Below are 15246 nucleotides of genomic sequence, written 5' to 3'. Positions count from 1 at the left end.
GCTCAGTACTTCCTCTCCATCGGCGGGTAGTTCAACTCGCCCTGTTCGTTCTTCGTGAACACCACGGGCTTCCAGCCGAGCTCGATGTGATCGCTCGGTGTGGACGAATGCGGGTCGCCCGTCAGGTAGGCCATCGTGTGCTGCATGTACTTCTCGTCGTCGCGCTTCGGGAAGTCGTCGCGCATGTGCCCGCCACGGCTCTCCTGGCGGTTCTGGGCCGCGTAGACCACGACCTCGGCGATGTCGAGCAGGAATCCCAGCTCGACGGCCTCGAGCAGGTCGGTGTTGAAGCGCTTGCCCTTGTCGTCGACGTGCACGTTCATGTAGCGGTCGCGCAGTTCCTTGATGACGCCGAGGACGTGCTCGAGCGACTCGTGGGTGCGGAAGACCTGTGCGCCCTTGTCCATCTCGTCCTGGAGCGCCTTGCGGAGCACGGCGATGCGCTCGGTTCCCTGGTTGTTGCGCAAGCCCTCGAGCATCCCCGAGACGAAGCCGGCGGGGTTCTCCGGAAGCGGCACGAACTCGGCGGTCTTGACGTACTCGACCGCGTTCCGCCCGGCACGCTTGCCGAAGACGTTGATGTCGAGGAGGGAGTTGGTGCCCAGGCGGTTCGCGCCGTGCACCGACACGCAGGCGCACTCGCCGGCCGCATAGAGACCGGGGACCACCGTGGTGTTGTCGGCGAGCACCTCGGCCTCGTTGTTGGTCGGGATGCCGCCCATGGCGTAGTGCGCGGTGGGCATCACCGGAACGGGCTCCACCACCGGGTCGACGCCCAGGTAGGTGCGCGCGAACTCGGTGATGTCGGGAAGCTTGGTCTCGAGCACTTCGGCTCCCAGGTGCGTGCAGTCCAGCAGCACGTAGTCCTTGTGGGGGCCGGCGCCGCGGCCTTCCGCGACCTCCTGGACCATGCAGCGCGCGACGATGTCACGCGGGGCGAGGTCTTTGATCGTGGGCGCATAGCGCTCCATGAATCGTTCGCCGGAGGCGTTGCGCAGAATCGCGCCCTCACCGCGGGCGCCCTCGGTCAGCAGGATGCCGAGACCGGCCAGACCCGTCGGATGGAACTGGAAGAACTCCAGGTCTTCGAGGGGGAGGCCCTTGCGCCAGACGATGCCGACGCCGTCACCGGTGAGGGTGTGCGCGTTGGAAGTCGTCTTGAAGATCTTGCCGAACCCGCCGGTCGCGAAGATGACGGCCTTGGCCTGGAAGACGTGCAGCTCACCGGTGGCGAGGTCGTAGGCGACCACACCGGAGACCTGCGTCGTGCCGTCGGCATCCTTCACCGTGAGCAGGTCGAGCACGTAGAACTCGTTGAAGAAGTTGATGCCCAGCTTCACGCAGTTCTGGAACAGCGTCTGCAGGATCATGTGACCTGTGCGGTCGGCGGCGTAGCACGCGCGCCGCACCGGCGTCTTGCCGTGCTCAGCCGTGTGGCCGCCGAAACGGCGCTGGTCGATCTTTCCCTCTGGCGTGCGGTTGAAGGGGAGGCCCATGTTCTCGAGGTCGATGACGGCGTCGATCGCCTCCTTCGCGAGGATCTCGGCAGCATCCTGGTCGACGAGGTAGTCGCCGCCCTTCACCGTGTCGAAGGTGTGCCACTCCCAGGAGTCTTCTTCGACATTGGCGAGGGCCGCCGCCATGCCGCCCTGCGCGGCTCCGGTGTGGGAGCGCGTGGGGTACAGCTTGGAGATCACGGCGGTCTTCGCGCCGGAGCCGGCTTCGATCGCCGCACGCATCCCCGCGCCTCCGGCGCCGACGATGACGATGTCGAACTGGTGGTAGTGCACGCCGTCGCGGACGACGGAATCCTGGGTCTCTGCAGTCACTTCTCGTTTGCCTTCTCTTCTACTTGCCCAGCGTCTGGCACTGTTCCCACAGCGTGCTCGATTCGGTCACTCCCAGGCACGGGTCGAACGTGAAGACGACGAGCGTGCCGAGGACGATGAGCAGACCGGCGGCGAGGCCGATCGCCCAGACCAGCGCCTTGCGCGCCTTCTCGGTGGTCACGTAGTCGTTCACGATCGTCCGCATGCCGTTGCCGCCGTGGATCAGGGCGAGCCAGAGCATGAGGACGTCCCACCACTGCCAGAACGGCGAGGCGAACTTCCCGGCGATGAATGCGAAGTCGAGGGCGTGGATGCCCTCTCCGACCATGAGGTTGATGAAGAGGTGGCCGAAGATCAGCACGACGAGCACGACGCCCGAGACGCGCATGAAGATCCAGCCCCACTTCTCGAGGTTCACACCGCGCTGGCGGCGCACGGGGGCGGCAGTGGTCTGCGTGGCCATCAGTGTCCTCCTCCGAAGCCGGCGAACGCGAGCATGAGGTGGCGGGGCACGAAGCCGGCCATGATGACGACCCACACCGCGAGGACACCCCAGAAGAGCTGGCGCTGGTACTTCGCGCCCTTCGACCAGAAGTCGACCGCGATGATGCGCAGGCCGTTCATGGCGTGGAACACGATGCCGGCGACCAGCACCACCTCGCCGAGCGCCATGATCGGGTTCTTGTACGTGCCGATGACGGCGTTGTACGCCTCCGGCGACACCCTGATCAGTGCCGTGTCGAGCACGTGCACCAACAGGAAGAAGAAGATGGCGACTCCGGTGATGCGGTGAAGCACCCACGACCACATGCCTTCGCGACCCCGGTAGAGGGTGCCGCGGGGGGTCTTGGACGTGGTTTCCGAAATCGACGGTGTCAAGCGAGCGCTTGTGGACACGGTCGTCCTCCCTGGATCGATGTGACTCGGTCGCGTGCGGTGCTTGTCCAAGTAGTGAGCCTGTCGAAGTGTCAGGCACGCCCGATCGCTGTCCATCCTATTCCTGTCCTCGCGGGGGGAGCGACGAAGGGGAGCCTAAGTATCTCGATGTCGAGAGACGAAGTCGCCGACAGCGCCGAGCGATCCGCGGCGCAGGAGGCCGAAAGTCGAGGGAGCGCAGATGAGCAGCCCGATACGCTGACTCCATGAGCGAGCCGATCAAGGACTTCTACGCGGTGATCCCCGCCGGTGGCATCGGCAGCAGGCTGTGGCCCCTTTCTCGGGCGGACGCGCCGAAGTTCCTGCACGACCTCACGGGCTCGGGGCATTCGCTGCTCCGCGACACCTGGGATCGCCTCGAGCCGCTCACCGGGCCTGATCGGATCGCGGTCGTGACGGGGCGCGCGCATCGGGCGGCGGTGGAAGCGGAGCTGCCGGGGATCGCGGATGTCAATGTCTTCCTGGAGTCCGAACCGCGCGAATCCGCGGCGGCCATCGGCCTGGCTGCCGCGATCCTGCACCGCCGCGATCCGGAGGTGATCATCGGGTCGTTCAGCGCGGATCACGTGATCCGCGGCACCCGGGTGTTCGAATTCGCCGTGCGCGACGCGGTCGAGGTGGCCCGCGAGGGGTACATCTGCACGATCGGCATCGCCCCGACGGAGCCGGCCATCGGATTCGGCTACATCAAGAAAGGTCCGGAGCTCGTGGTGGACCGCGCCCGGGAGGCTGCGCTCGTGGAGAGCTTCGTGGAGAAGCCGGACCTCGACACGGCGAAGGCCTATCTCGCGGATCGCGGTTATCTCTGGAACGCCGGCATGTTCATCGCCAAGGCGAGCGTGCTGCTCGAAGAACTCGCCGCCAACGAACCCGAGCTCCACGCGGGCCTGCTCGAACTCGCTGAAGCGTGGGATGACCGTGAGCGACGTGGCCCTGCTGTCGACCGGATCTGGCCACGGCTGAAGAAGATCGCGATCGACTACGCCGTCGCAGAGCCGGCAGCTCGTCGCGGACGCCTCGCGGTCGTGCCCGGGCACTTCGACTGGGACGACGTCGGAGACTTCGCCTCACTGACCAAGCTCATCACGAACGGCCGCAAGAACGACCTCGCCGTCCTCGGCCCCAATGCGCGAGTGCTGTCGGATGCCGCGAGCGGAATCCTCGTGAGCCAGACCTCTCGCGTGATCAGCCTGGTCGGCGTGCAGGACATCGTCGTCGTCGACACTCCTGACGCGCTGCTGGTCACCACCGTGCAGAACGCGCAGCGCGTCAAGGGAGTCGTGGAGTCGCTGAAGCTGACCGGGCAGGGGGATGTGCTCTGATGAGCACGCCTCGGTGCTCATGTGTCGCGCAGATTTCAGCTTTGTAACCTTTCGCCAGCGCGCCCCGCGCCGGTGTGCACAAAAGCTGAAACAGTAGGTAACTTTGAGCGATCCGCGATGGCCGCGGGTTCGTTGAGGAGGCATCCGTTGACCATCTCCACCACCAAGAAGCTTCTCGGCGCGACGCTCGCCGCCGGAGTCGTCTTCGCGCTCGCCGGTTGCGGCCAGGCGCCGACCGAATCGGGCGAAGGCTCCACGAAGCCGGTCGACTCTGACTTCATCCCCTGCCTCATCTCGGACGCCGGAGGCTGGAACGACAAGTCGTTCAACCAGTCGGCCAAGGAAGGCATGGACAGCGCCGCCGAGGAACTGGGCATCAAGCCTCTCGAGTTCGAGTCGGCGAACGACAACGACTACGCGCCCAACCTCGAGACCGCCGTCTCGGAGGGCTGCTCGCTCATCGTCGCGGTGGGCTTCAAGCTGTCGGCGGCCACGGTCGAGTCGGCTCTCGCGAACCCGGAGATCGACTACGCGATCATCGACGACTACGCGGACAACGACTTCGACGGGACGACCGACGCTCCCAACATCAAGCCCCTCGTCTTCGACACGGCTCAGGCGGCGTACCTGGGCGGATACGCCTCGGCGGCATGGTCGGCCGAGAGCGGCGTCAACAAGGTGGGCACCTTCGGCGGAATGCAGATCCCGTCTGTCGCGGTCTTCATGGACGGCTTCCAGCTCGGCGTGGAGAAGTACAACGAAGACAAGTCCGGCGCCGTCGAGGTCTTCGGCTGGGACATCGAGACGCAGAAGGGCTCCTTCACCGGCGGCTTCGACGCGAACGACACCGCGAAGCAGACGGCTCAGGGTGTGCTCGACCAGGGCGTCGACGTCATCCTTCCCGTCGGCGGACCCATCTACCAGAGCGCGGCCGCAGCCATCGCCGACAGCGGTGAAGACACGCTCATCGTCGGTGTCGACAGCGACCTCGCCGTCGCTGACTCGAGCGTGGCCGACGTCACGCTCTTCTCGATCATGAAGGCGATCGACGTGGCCGTCCACGACGCCACCATCGCAGCGGCCGAAGGCGACTTCGACCCGGCTCCGTACGTCGGAACGCTCGAGAACGAGGGCGTCAAGCTCTCGGGCTTCGGTGACTTCGAGGGCGAGCTTCCGGACGGGCTGATGGACGAGATCTCGGCCCTGCAGGACCAGATCGTCGCCGGCGACATCACGGTGGAGTCCCCGAACTCCCCGTAACCGACATCGAGTTCAAGGGCGGGGCGAGTGGCCGACAAGAGGCCACTCGCCCCGCGCCGTGGACGGATGTCTGCGCCGGTCCGCGTCATGCGGCCGGTCGAGCATGCAATTCGTATGCGACTCTTCGAATTCTTCTGGATAGGGTGCAGATATGAAGCTCGAACTTCGTGGCATCACCAAGCGGTTCGGCAGCCTCGTGGCCAACGACCACATCGACCTGGTCGTCGAACCCGGGCAGATCCATGCGCTGCTGGGGGAGAACGGGGCGGGCAAGTCCACCCTCATGAACGTGCTCTACGGCCTCTATCAGGCCGACGAGGGAGAGATCCTCCTCGACGACGTCGTCCACCACTTCCGTGGACCCGGTGATGCGATGGCCGCCGGCATCGGAATGGTGCACCAGCACTTCATGCTCGTTCCGGTGTTCACGGTGGCGGAGAACGTGATGCTCGGACACGAGCAGACCAAGGCACTCGGCACACTCGACATCGCCGAAGCGCGCGCCCACGTGCGCGCGGTCGCATCGCGGTTCGGGTTCGACATCGACCCGGACGCCCTGGTGGGCGACCTCCCCGTCGGAGTGCAGCAGCGCGTCGAGATCATCAAGGCCCTCTCCCGCGACGCGAAGGTGCTCGTCTTCGATGAGCCGACGGCGGTCCTGACGCCCCAGGAGACGGACGAGCTGATGGGCATCATGCGTCAGCTCCGCGACGAGGGCACAGCGATCGTCTTCATCACCCACAAGCTGCGCGAGGTGCGCGAAGTGGCCGACAAGATCACGATCGTGCGCCTCGGGCGCATCGTCGGCGAGGCGTCGCCGACGGCCACGAACGCCGAACTCGCCTCGCTCATGGTCGGCCGGGCCGTCGAACTCACCGTGCACAAGGAGCCACCCCGCCTCGGCGACGGCGGCCTCGAGGTCACGGGCCTGCGGGTGCTCACCGCCGCCGGTGCGATCGTCGTCGATGACGTGAACTTCTCGGTGCGGCCGGGCGAGGTGCTCGCGATCGCCGGTGTGCAGGGCAACGGACAGACCGAGCTGGTCGAGGCCATCGTCGGCCTCGCCGCGCGTGTCGAAGGCACCATCCGCCTCGACGGGGCGGACCTCGTCGGCAAGAGCGTGCGCTCGATCCTCGACGCCGGCGTCGGATTCGTCCCGGAGGACCGCAAGGAAGACGGTCTGGTCGCCGGGTTCTCGGTCGCCGAGAACCTCATCCTCGACCGATCGGACGATCCCGCGTTCAGCCGGGTGGGCACCCTTCGTCGCGGCGAGCTCGAGGAATTCGCGCAGGCGCGCATCCGTGAGTACGACATCCGTGCTCAGGGTCCGCAGACGCCTGCCGGGACGCTTTCCGGTGGAAACCAGCAGAAGGTCGTGATCGCGCGCGAGATGAGCCGCGATCTCCGGCTGCTGGTGGCGGCGCAGCCGACCCGTGGCGTCGACGTCGGTTCGATCGAGTTCATCCACAAACGGATCATCGAGACCAGGGATGCCGGCATCCCGGTCATCGTCGTCTCCACCGAGCTCGACGAGGTCGCAGCTCTCGCCGACCGGATCGCCGTGATGTACCGCGGCACGATCATCGGCATCGTCCCGGGTGACACACCCCGAGACACACTCGGACTCATGATGGCCGGAGCGGCCGATGCGGAGGTGACCGCGTGAGCGGATCGACGCCCGGTGCGGGCGACGTGACCAAGGGGCTCCCGCCCGAGCAGCTCGGCACGAGCACGGGCACGGTTCCCCGCGACCCGTCCGGGGTGCCGGACGCACCACGCGGCAACGTCGTCCTCAAGGAGATCCTGCGAGGCAGCGCCGTCACCACGATCCTGGCGATCGTGCTGGCGCTGATCGTGGGCGGCATCCTCATCGCCCTGACCAACGAAGATGTGCAGACGGCATCCGTCTACTTCTTCAACCAGCCCGGCGACACCTTCGCCGCAGTCTGGAACGCGGTCTACAACGGCTATGAAGCGCTGGTCCGCGGGGCGATCTTCAACGCGCGAGGAGCGGACTTCGCGGCGCAGATCCGCCCGCTCACGAACACCCTCGGTTTCGCGGCCCCGCTGATCGCCGCCGGTCTCGGCGTCGCTCTCGCGTTCCGCGTCGGACTGTTCAACATCGGTGCACGCGGACAGATGCTCATCGGCGTGGGCGTCGCGGCGCTGCTCACCTTCAACCTCGACCTGCCGATCTGGCTGCACATCCTGGCCACGCTGATCGCCGGCATCGCCGGCGGCGCACTCTGGGGCGGTGTCGCCGGCCTGCTCAAGGCGCGCACCGGAGCGCACGAGGTGATCCTGACGATCATGCTCAACTACGTGGCGTATTACCTGCTGCTGTGGATGATCCGCACACCGGGACTGCTGCAGAAGCCCGGCACCAACCAGGCGCTGGGATCGGCGACGCCGCAGAGCGCTCAGTTCCCCGAGCTGCTGGGACCGCAGTTCCCGCTGCTCGACCTCGGTTTCGTGATCGTCGTCGTGGCCACCCTGTTCGTATGGTGGCTCATCGAGCGGTCGGCCCTGGGAATGCGGATGCGCGCCGTCGGTGAGAACCCGCATGCGGCACGCGCGGCGGGCATCAGCGTGCAGCGGATCTACGTCTACGCGATGCTCTTCGCCGGCGGCCTCGCCGGTCTCGCCGGCATGAACCAGATCCAGGGCGCCGTCACGTCGGGTGTGACCGAGACGATCGACGCGGGCATCGGATTCGACGCCATCACGGTCGCTCTCCTCGGACGCAGTCGCGCGTGGGGGACCTTCGCCGCCGGCATCCTCTTCGGTGCGCTCAAGGCCGGGTCGTTCTCGATGCAGGCACAGGACATCCCCGTCGACATCGTGCTCGTGGTGCAGTCGCTCGTGGTGCTGTTCATCGCGGCACCGCCGCTGCTGCGCACGGTGTTCTTCCTGCCCAAGTCCGATGCCGAGAAGGCAGCCAAAGCCCGAGGCAAAGCGGCGAAGAAAGCGGTGATGGCGTGATGTCTCTCGTGCAGAAGCAGGCCGCAGACGGAACGGTCCAGTTCACGACCGTTCGTGAGCGGCACCTCAAGGCACCGCTCGTGCTCGCAGGAGCGACCGTGCTGCTGGCACTGCTCTTCCTGCTCGCGCCGCGCACGGGTACGAGCACCTTCCGCCTCGGCGATCGGTCCTCGGCGTTCGAACTCCCGGACGTGGCGCTGCCCACAGCCCCGACCTCGTGGGTTCTCCTCGGGGTCATGGTCGTGCTGGTCGTCGGTGCGTTCCTGCAGGCGTGGAACTACCGTCGCCCGTCGCTCTGGCTCATCGTGGCCTTCAGCGTGATCGCGGTGTTCGCCTTCCTGGTCTGGGCGGCGGCGGGCGGACTGGTCCCCGTCACCAGCCTCCTGTTCGGTGCGGTCTCGTTGTCCGTGCCGCTGGTGTTCGGCGCGCTCGGCGGCGTCATCGGCGAACGGGCCGGCGTGGTCAACGTCGCCATCGAGGGGCAACTGCTGCTCGGTGCCTTCTCCGCCGCACTGCTGTCGAGCATCACCGGGAACGCGTTCGTCGGCCTGTTCGGGGCGATGATCGGCGGCGTGCTCGTCGCCAGCGTTCTGGCGGCGTTCGCGATCAAGTACCTCGTGGAGCAGGTCATCGTCGGAGTGGTCCTCAACGTGCTCGTCACCGGCCTCACCGGGTTCCTCTACGGCGCGCTTCTCGCGCCCAACGAGGCGGAGCTGAACACTCCGGTGCGTTTCGGCCGCATCGAGATCCCCCTCCTCAGCGACATCCCGATCATCGGGCCCGTGCTCTTCAACCAGACCTTCATCGGGTACCTGATGTTCCTCACCGTCGCCGTCGTGGCCTGGGGGCTGTACCGCACCCGGTGGGGTCTGCGGCTGCGCGCCGTCGGCGAACACCCTCAGGCCGCCGACACCGTGGGCATCAAGGTCAACCCGACACGGTTCTGGAATGTGCTGCTGGCGGGTGCCATCGCCGGTATGGGAGGCGCGTACTTCACGCTGGTGTCCGTGCCTCAGTTCGGCAAGGAGATGACGGCCGGACTCGGATTCATCGCCCTGGCCGCGGTGATCTTCGGACGCTGGGACCCGATCCGCGCCACCATGGCGGCGCTGCTGTTCGGCTTCGCGACGAACCTGCAGAACCTGCTGTCGATCCTGAAGACCCCCATCCCGGGCGAGTTCATGCTGATGCTGCCGTATCTCGTCACACTGCTCGCGGTCGCAGGGTTCGCCGGGCAGATCCGCGCACCTGCTGCCGTCGGCAAACCGTACATCAAGGCCTAGGAGAGACATGACAGACATCGACTGGGACGAACTCCGTCAGGTCGCGACCGAGGCGATGACGAAGGCGTACGCACCGTACTCCCGGTACCGCGTCGGCGCGGCCGCGCTGGTGGCCGACGGTCGGATCGTCGCGGGCTGCAACGTCGAGAACGCCTCCTACGGGGTGACCCTGTGCGCGGAGTGCGCGCTGGTCGGTGACCTGCACATGTCCGGCGGCGGTCAACTCGTGGCGTTCGTGTGCGTCAACAACGATGGGCAGACGATCATGCCGTGCGGTCGGTGCCGCCAGCTGCTCTTCGAACACGCGATGCCCGGGATGCTGTTGGAGACGGTCTCCGGCATCCGCACGATCGACGAGGTGCTGCCGGATGCCTTCGGCCCGCGCGACCTCGAGGAGGCACGATGACCATCGAACCTTTCGACGCGGTCGACGTCATCCGCGCCAAGCGCGACGGGGGTCGCGTGCCCGAGCCGGCACTGCGCTGGATGGTCGACGCATACACGCGCGGCTACGTCTCCGACGCGCAGATGGCGTCCTTCGCGATGGCCATCTTCCAGCGGGGGATGGAGCGTGACGAGATCCGCGTGCTGACGGATGCCATGATCGCCTCGGGCGAGCGGATGAGTTTCGCCGCGCTCGGCAAGAAGACCGTCGACAAGCACTCCACCGGCGGAGTGGGCGACAAGATCACCCTCCCGCTCGCACCCCTGGTCGCCTGCTTCGGTGTGGCGGTCCCGCAGCTCAGCGGGCGCGGGCTCGGACACACCGGCGGCACCCTCGACAAGCTCGAGTCCATCCCCGGTTGGCGCGCGGCGCTGAGCAACGAGGAGATGTTCGCCCAGATGCAGGGCGATGTCGGAGCGGTCATCTGCGCGGCAGGGTCAGGCCTCGCGCCCGCGGACAAGAAGCTCTACGCCCTCCGCGATGTCACCGGCACGGTCGAGGCGATTCCGCTGATCGCGTCGAGCATCATGTCGAAGAAGATCGCCGAAGGCACAGACGCGCTCGTGTTGGACGTGAAGTTCGGCTCCGGAGCCTTCATGCAGGACATCGACCGTGCGCGGGAACTCGCCCGCACGATGGTCGCGCTGGGAACCGATTCCGGCGTCGCGACGACGGCTCTGCTGACCGACATGAACGTGCCTCTGGGCTTGGCGATCGGCAATGCCAACGAGGTCCGTGAATCCGTCGAGATCCTCGCAGGCGGGGGTCCGGCCGATGTCCGTGAGCTCACCGTCGCCCTCGCCCGAGAGATGCTGGCCCTCGCCGGGCAGCCGGACGCCGACGTCGAAGCGGCGCTCGACGACGGGCGTGCGATGGACAGCTGGAAGGCGATGATCCGAGCTCAGGACGGTGACCCGGATGCGGCACTGCCGACTGCTCGTGAGACGCATGTCGTCACCGCATCGTCCGATGGCGTCATCGAGCGCATGGACGCACTGCCGTTCGGTATCGCGGCGTGGCGCCTCGGCGCCGGTCGTGCGCGGGCGGAAGACCCGGTGATCCACGAGGCCGGAATCGACCTGCATGCCAAGCCGGGTGACCGTGTCGTGAAGGGGCAGCCGCTGTTCACGCTGTCTGCGGCCGACGAGGCGCGCTTCCCGCGCGCGCTCGAGGCGCTGGAAGGCGCCTGGGCGCTGGGGTCGTCGGGGTCGAGTGACGCGCAGCGTGCTCCGATCGTCCGCGAGCGCATCACTGCGTGACCGGCGACCGCTAGCCTGATCTGAGCACCCCGCGACCGAGAGGATCACCATGTCGATCGAAGCGAACGGCGATGTCACCGTCGGTGGCGTCTCCCTGCGCAGCCTGCCCAAGGTCTCGCTGCACGACCACCTCGACGGTGCGCTGCGGCCGGCGACGATCCTGGAGCTCGCAGACTCGGCCGGCATCGAGGTTCCGGCGTCGAATCCGGCCGCCCTCGGAAAGTGGTTCGCGACGCAGAGCGACTCCGGTTCGCTGGTCGAGTACCTGAAGACTTTCGACCTGACCACGGCCGTGATGCAGACCGAAGAGGCGCTCACGCGGGTCGCGCGCGAGTTCGTCCAGGATCTCGCCCACGACGGCGTGATCTACGGAGAGGTGCGCTGGGCGCCGGAACAGCACCTGACCGGGGGCCTCACGCTCGACCAGGCCGTCGAAGCCGTGCAGCAGGGCATCGAGGAGGGCGAGGACGCAGCGGACCGCGATGGGCGCAGCATCCGCGTCGGTCAGCTGATCACCGCCATGCGCCACACCGACCGGGCACGCGAGATCGCCGAACTCGCGGTGAGCTTCCGCGGACGCGGCGCCGTGGGGTTCGACATCGCCGGGCCGGAAGACGGATTCCCGCCGTCGAATCACCGTGCTGCTTTCGACTATCTCGCCGAGAACTTCTTCCCGGTCACCGTCCACGCGGGCGAGGCGGCCGGGCTCGCGTCGATCCGCTCCGCGCTGCTGGACGGTCGGGCTCTGCGGCTCGGACACGGCGTCCGCATCGCGGAAGACCTGCAGGTCGTCACTCAGGAAGGCGATGAGGTGCAGGTGCAGTTCGGCGACCTCGCCCGGTGGGTGCGCGACCGCGAGATCCCGCTCGAACTGTCGCCGTCGTCCAACCTGCAGACGGGAGCGGTCGCGGCGTGGGGCGACACGCTGGCCGACCATCCGTTCGACCTGCTGTATCAGCTCGGATTCGCGGTGACGGTGAACGTCGACAACCGCACGATGAGCGCCACCTCGCTCACGCGCGAGCTCGCACTGCTCGTCCAGACGTTCGAGTACGACCTCGACGACCTGGAGACGTTCCAGTTCAACGCGGCCGCCGCCACGTTCCTCCCCGTGGAGGAACGTGAAGAGCTGGTCGAGATGATCGCCGAGGGTTTCGACATCTGACGGTGGCTTCCGGGGGGAAGAGACGCGTCGGCGTCGTCGCGATCATCGCCGGCGCCTCGGTGCTCGTGGCGGGTTCGGCAGCGGTCCTCATCCGGATGCACCAGGAGCCTGCGGACGCCGTGCCGCGAGCCGGCGCTGCGCTGATACCGCACCCGCTCACCCCGGCACAGCAGCTGATCGCCGACGCCGACGATCCGCTGGCGTGCGCGGTGACCTTCCTCGGCGACGGCGCGCCCTCCGATCCGGTGCTGCAGCGGCAGGATGCGCTGTATGCGGCTCTGCCGATCGTCACGGCAGAGGGGCGGGTGTTCGCCGGCTGGTATCCCACGGAGGAGGACGCGCGGACCTTCAACGCGGCCGAGCGCGTGAACGGCGCCGACCGGGTCGTGTGCGACGATCAGCACGTCGAGCTGTTCAGCGCATGGAAGACCCCGGCCGAGAACGCTGCCGAGGACACTCAGGTCCCGATTCTGATGTATCACCAGTTCACGACCAGGGCCGAAGGCGAAGACGGCTGGTTGCGCGGGAACTACGCATACATCGGCGATTTCGACGCGCACATGGAGCACATCGCGACGACCGGCTTCTACCTGCCGACCTGGGACGAGCTCAGCGCCTTCATCGACGGTCGGCTGCACCTTCCCGCCCGATCGGTGATCATCACAGACGACGATGCCGACCAGACGTGGTTCGACCTCGCGGTACCGGTCATCGACAAGCACGAGGTGCTGGCGACGTCGTTCATGGTGACGGCGTATCGTCAGGATCCGCCCCCGTCGATCTATGTCCTGCGCCGCTCGCACACGCACGACATGCATCAGCCGGGCGACGACGGGAACGGGCGGATGGTCAACTGGACGGCGGATGAGATCGCTGCCGACCTCGACACCTCCGGTGACATCCTCGGGGTGCGCGAGGTCATCGCCTATCCGTTCGGGCATCACAACGACACTTCCAAGTCCGGAGTCACTCAGGCGGGCTTCGAGATGGCCCGCACCATCGAGCCCGGGTCCGTGCAGGTGGGCACCGACAAGCTCGCCCTCCCCGTCGTGCGCATCGACTTCGGCATGGGGCTCGACGCGCTCATCTCGCGCATCGGGTGACCGGCTCGCAACCGGCAGGATGATCACATGTCCTCACCCTCCGTCTTCGTCGCAGGCCCCGCGTCATGGAACACGATCATCCTGCTGGACCGGCTCCCCGAACCCGTCCCGCACATGCAGTTCGCCGAGCAGGCATGGGAGACCGTCGGAGGGACCAGTGCCGGTAAAGCGCTGGCCCTCACCGGGCTCGGTCGCTCGACGCTGTTGTACGCGCAGGCAGCTGACGACGAGCACGGACGTCGGATTCGCGAGACGCTTCACGCGGCCGGTGTCGCCGTGCGCTGGGCGGAGGGCGCGACGGAGCGCCACGTGAACCTGATGACCCGAGAAGGCGGGCGGGTGTCGCTGTACCTCGCCACACCCCAGGCGGCGACCGGTGAGCAGGACGACGCGTTGCGGTCTGCGATGGCGGAGGCGGATGCCGTCGTGCTCGACCTCGCTGCGGAACCGCTTCGCCTGCTGCCGCTCGCCCGCTCGACGGGGAAGCCGATCTGGGTGGACGTGCACGACTACGACGGCGAAGCGGAGTTCCACCGTCCGTTCCTGGCGGCGGCGGATGCCGTCTTCTGCAACGCCGACCGACTCGACGACCCGCTCGCGTTCCTGCATGCGTGCATCACGAACGGGGCACACCTCGCGGTCTGCACGCTCGGGGCGGACGGTGCGGTGGCGGTCGACGCCGACGGCACGGAGCACCGCGTGGCCGCCGTTCCCGTGGAGGTCGTCGACACCAACGGCGCGGGTGACGCCTTCCTCGCGGGGGTCCTCGATGCGCGTCTCTCCGGAGCGGACGTGGATGCTGCGCTGGTGGCCGGGGCGCGGTCGGCCGCGTCGGTGCTGGGGACTCGGCATCTGCACCCGAGCCTCGACCTTGTCCTCTCGACCTCGGTGTGAGGGGGCCCTCAGCGCGGCACGTCGTCGAGGAAGCTCGTCGTGAGTTCGGTCACCTCGGCGTGCATGTCCTCGGGGGATATCGTCGGAACACCGTCGCCGTCTTGAGGACCGTAGTCGCCGAACGAGGCGTGCGAGGCGCCCTCGATCTCCACCAGCTCGGCATCCGCGGGCAGCTCGTCGCGCGCCGCATCGATCTTGTCGGGGGTGGACAGTCCGTCTTCGCTGCCCGCGAGACTGAGTACCGGCAGCCCCGTCTCGGAGAGGTCGTTCGAGCAGTACGACCCGAACAGCACCAGGGCGTCCGCGTCGACCGCGAGCTGACACGCGCGCACGCCACCCAGGGAGTGCCCGCCGACGCTCCAGCTGTCGACATCCGGGGCGGCCGAGGTGAACGAGTCGAGACCGCGCGGATCGAAGAACGCCAGGTTCAACCAGGGCCGGGTGATCACCACGGTGACGCCGTCTTCCGCCAGACCCTGCAGGATGGCGGCGTACGCCCACGGATCGACCTTGGCGCCGGGGATGAAGACCAACCCCTGATCCGACTCCCCGTCGGCGGGGGAGAGCACGATTCCCTGCTCCGCATCCTCGACGGTGATGCCGGGGTTCTCCTGCACGGTCTCGAGCTGCTCGGGCTCGGCGGCCATCACGCCGATCTGGCTCCAGGCGACGATTCCTGCGACCCCGAGGACCACGATGATCGCGAGGCCCCAGAGCACCCATTTCAGGACGCGTCGTCCCCGTCTTCTCTGCACACCTCCACGCTAC

At 67.4% G+C, this 15246-nt stretch carries 14 protein-coding genes; 10 read left to right on the top strand and 4 right to left on the bottom strand.

What is annotated here, in order from left to right; translation table 11 throughout:
• Nucleotides 1–2: 2 nt before the first annotated feature.
• The 3 genes from sdhA to sdhC are packed head-to-tail and all read right to left on the bottom strand — an operon-like array spanning nucleotide 3 to nucleotide 2726.
• Entirely contained in the window at nucleotides 3–1829 is a 1827-nt protein-coding gene (gene sdhA, locus D7252_RS19060; protein ID WP_120777171.1) for a succinate dehydrogenase flavoprotein subunit, read from the bottom strand.
• 19 nt (nucleotides 1830–1848) lie between these two features.
• A complete protein-coding gene (locus D7252_RS19055) occupies nucleotides 1849–2292 on the bottom strand; it encodes a succinate dehydrogenase hydrophobic membrane anchor subunit (protein ID WP_120777170.1) in 444 nt (147 codons plus the stop codon).
• Nucleotides 2292–2726, bottom strand: a complete 435-nt coding sequence (sdhC, locus tag D7252_RS19050; RefSeq protein WP_116636409.1) for a succinate dehydrogenase, cytochrome b556 subunit — start codon at nucleotides 2724–2726, stop codon at nucleotides 2292–2294. Before sdhC ends, D7252_RS19055 begins: the two co-directional genes overlap by 1 nt.
• Before the next feature lie 245 nt (nucleotides 2727–2971).
• Between sdhC and D7252_RS19045 the strand changes: the two genes are divergently transcribed.
• The 10 genes from D7252_RS19045 (at nucleotide 2972) to D7252_RS19000 (ending at nucleotide 14478) form a co-directional block, all read left to right on the top strand.
• Nucleotides 2972–4087 carry a mannose-1-phosphate guanylyltransferase gene (locus D7252_RS19045; protein ID WP_120777169.1) on the top strand — a complete coding sequence of 372 codons (1116 nt, stop codon included), beginning with the start codon at nucleotides 2972–2974 and terminating at the stop codon, nucleotides 4085–4087.
• 147 nt (nucleotides 4088–4234) lie between these two features.
• Nucleotides 4235–5347, top strand: coding sequence for a BMP family protein (locus D7252_RS19040; RefSeq protein ID WP_120777168.1), 1113 nt, complete (start codon nucleotides 4235–4237; stop codon nucleotides 5345–5347).
• Nucleotides 5348–5498: 151 nt separating this feature from the next.
• On the top strand, nucleotides 5499–7013 hold the full coding sequence (locus D7252_RS19035; protein ID WP_120777167.1) for an ABC transporter ATP-binding protein: 1515 nt from the start codon (nucleotides 5499–5501) through the stop codon (nucleotides 7011–7013).
• A complete protein-coding gene (locus D7252_RS19030; protein WP_120777166.1) occupies nucleotides 7010–8329 on the top strand; it encodes an ABC transporter permease in 1320 nt (439 codons plus the stop codon). Before D7252_RS19035 ends, D7252_RS19030 begins: the two co-directional genes overlap by 4 nt.
• Nucleotides 8329–9612, top strand: coding sequence for an ABC transporter permease (locus D7252_RS19025; protein ID WP_120777165.1), 1284 nt, complete (start codon nucleotides 8329–8331; stop codon nucleotides 9610–9612). The genes D7252_RS19030 and D7252_RS19025 overlap by 1 nt, the downstream gene beginning before the upstream one ends.
• Nucleotides 9613–9619: 7 nt before the next feature.
• Entirely contained in the window at nucleotides 9620–10018 is a 399-nt protein-coding gene (locus tag D7252_RS19020; RefSeq protein ID WP_120777164.1) for a cytidine deaminase, read from the top strand.
• The gene (locus D7252_RS19015; protein ID WP_120777163.1) at nucleotides 10015–11316 is read left to right on the top strand and encodes a thymidine phosphorylase; all 1302 of its coding nucleotides are present in this window, start codon (nucleotides 10015–10017) and stop codon (nucleotides 11314–11316) included. Before D7252_RS19020 ends, D7252_RS19015 begins: the two co-directional genes overlap by 4 nt.
• 49 nt (nucleotides 11317–11365) lie before the next feature.
• Nucleotides 11366–12481, top strand: coding sequence for an adenosine deaminase (locus D7252_RS19010; protein WP_120777162.1), 1116 nt, complete (start codon nucleotides 11366–11368; stop codon nucleotides 12479–12481).
• 2 nt (nucleotides 12482–12483) lie between these two features.
• Nucleotides 12484–13584, top strand: a complete 1101-nt coding sequence (locus D7252_RS19005) for a polysaccharide deacetylase family protein (RefSeq protein WP_259461158.1) — start codon at nucleotides 12484–12486, stop codon at nucleotides 13582–13584.
• Between the two features lie 27 nt (nucleotides 13585–13611).
• Entirely contained in the window at nucleotides 13612–14478 is an 867-nt protein-coding gene (locus tag D7252_RS19000) for a carbohydrate kinase family protein (RefSeq protein ID WP_120777161.1), read from the top strand.
• A gap of 8 nt (nucleotides 14479–14486) precedes the next feature.
• Here D7252_RS19000 and D7252_RS18995 read toward each other — a convergent pair whose 3' ends face one another.
• Entirely contained in the window at nucleotides 14487–15233 is a 747-nt protein-coding gene (locus D7252_RS18995; protein ID WP_259461157.1) for an alpha/beta hydrolase, read from the bottom strand.
• Nucleotides 15234–15246 lie beyond the last annotated feature (13 nt).

Origin of the sequence: Microbacterium sp. CGR2 (genome assembly GCF_003626735.1) — a bacterium.
Lineage (GTDB): Bacteria > Actinomycetota > Actinomycetes > Actinomycetales > Microbacteriaceae > Microbacterium.
The sequence above is the reverse complement of the archived record's forward strand: the minus strand, read 5'-3'. Positions and strand labels throughout refer to the sequence as shown.

Coding starts and splice junctions, on each gene's coding strand:
- D7252_RS19055 (WP_120777170.1), bottom strand. CDS start 2,292: ATGGCCACGCAGACCACTGCCGCCCCCGTGCGCCGCCAGCGCGGTGTG.
- D7252_RS19045 (WP_120777169.1), top strand. CDS start 2,972: ATGAGCGAGCCGATCAAGGACTTCTACGCGGTGATCCCCGCCGGTGGC.
- D7252_RS19035 (WP_120777167.1), top strand. CDS start 5,499: ATGAAGCTCGAACTTCGTGGCATCACCAAGCGGTTCGGCAGCCTCGTG.
- D7252_RS19025 (WP_120777165.1), top strand. CDS start 8,329: ATGTCTCTCGTGCAGAAGCAGGCCGCAGACGGAACGGTCCAGTTCACG.
- D7252_RS19020 (WP_120777164.1), top strand. CDS start 9,620: ATGACAGACATCGACTGGGACGAACTCCGTCAGGTCGCGACCGAGGCG.
- D7252_RS19015 (WP_120777163.1), top strand. CDS start 10,015: ATGACCATCGAACCTTTCGACGCGGTCGACGTCATCCGCGCCAAGCGC.
- D7252_RS19010 (WP_120777162.1), top strand. CDS start 11,366: ATGTCGATCGAAGCGAACGGCGATGTCACCGTCGGTGGCGTCTCCCTG.
- D7252_RS19000 (WP_120777161.1), top strand. CDS start 13,612: ATGTCCTCACCCTCCGTCTTCGTCGCAGGCCCCGCGTCATGGAACACG.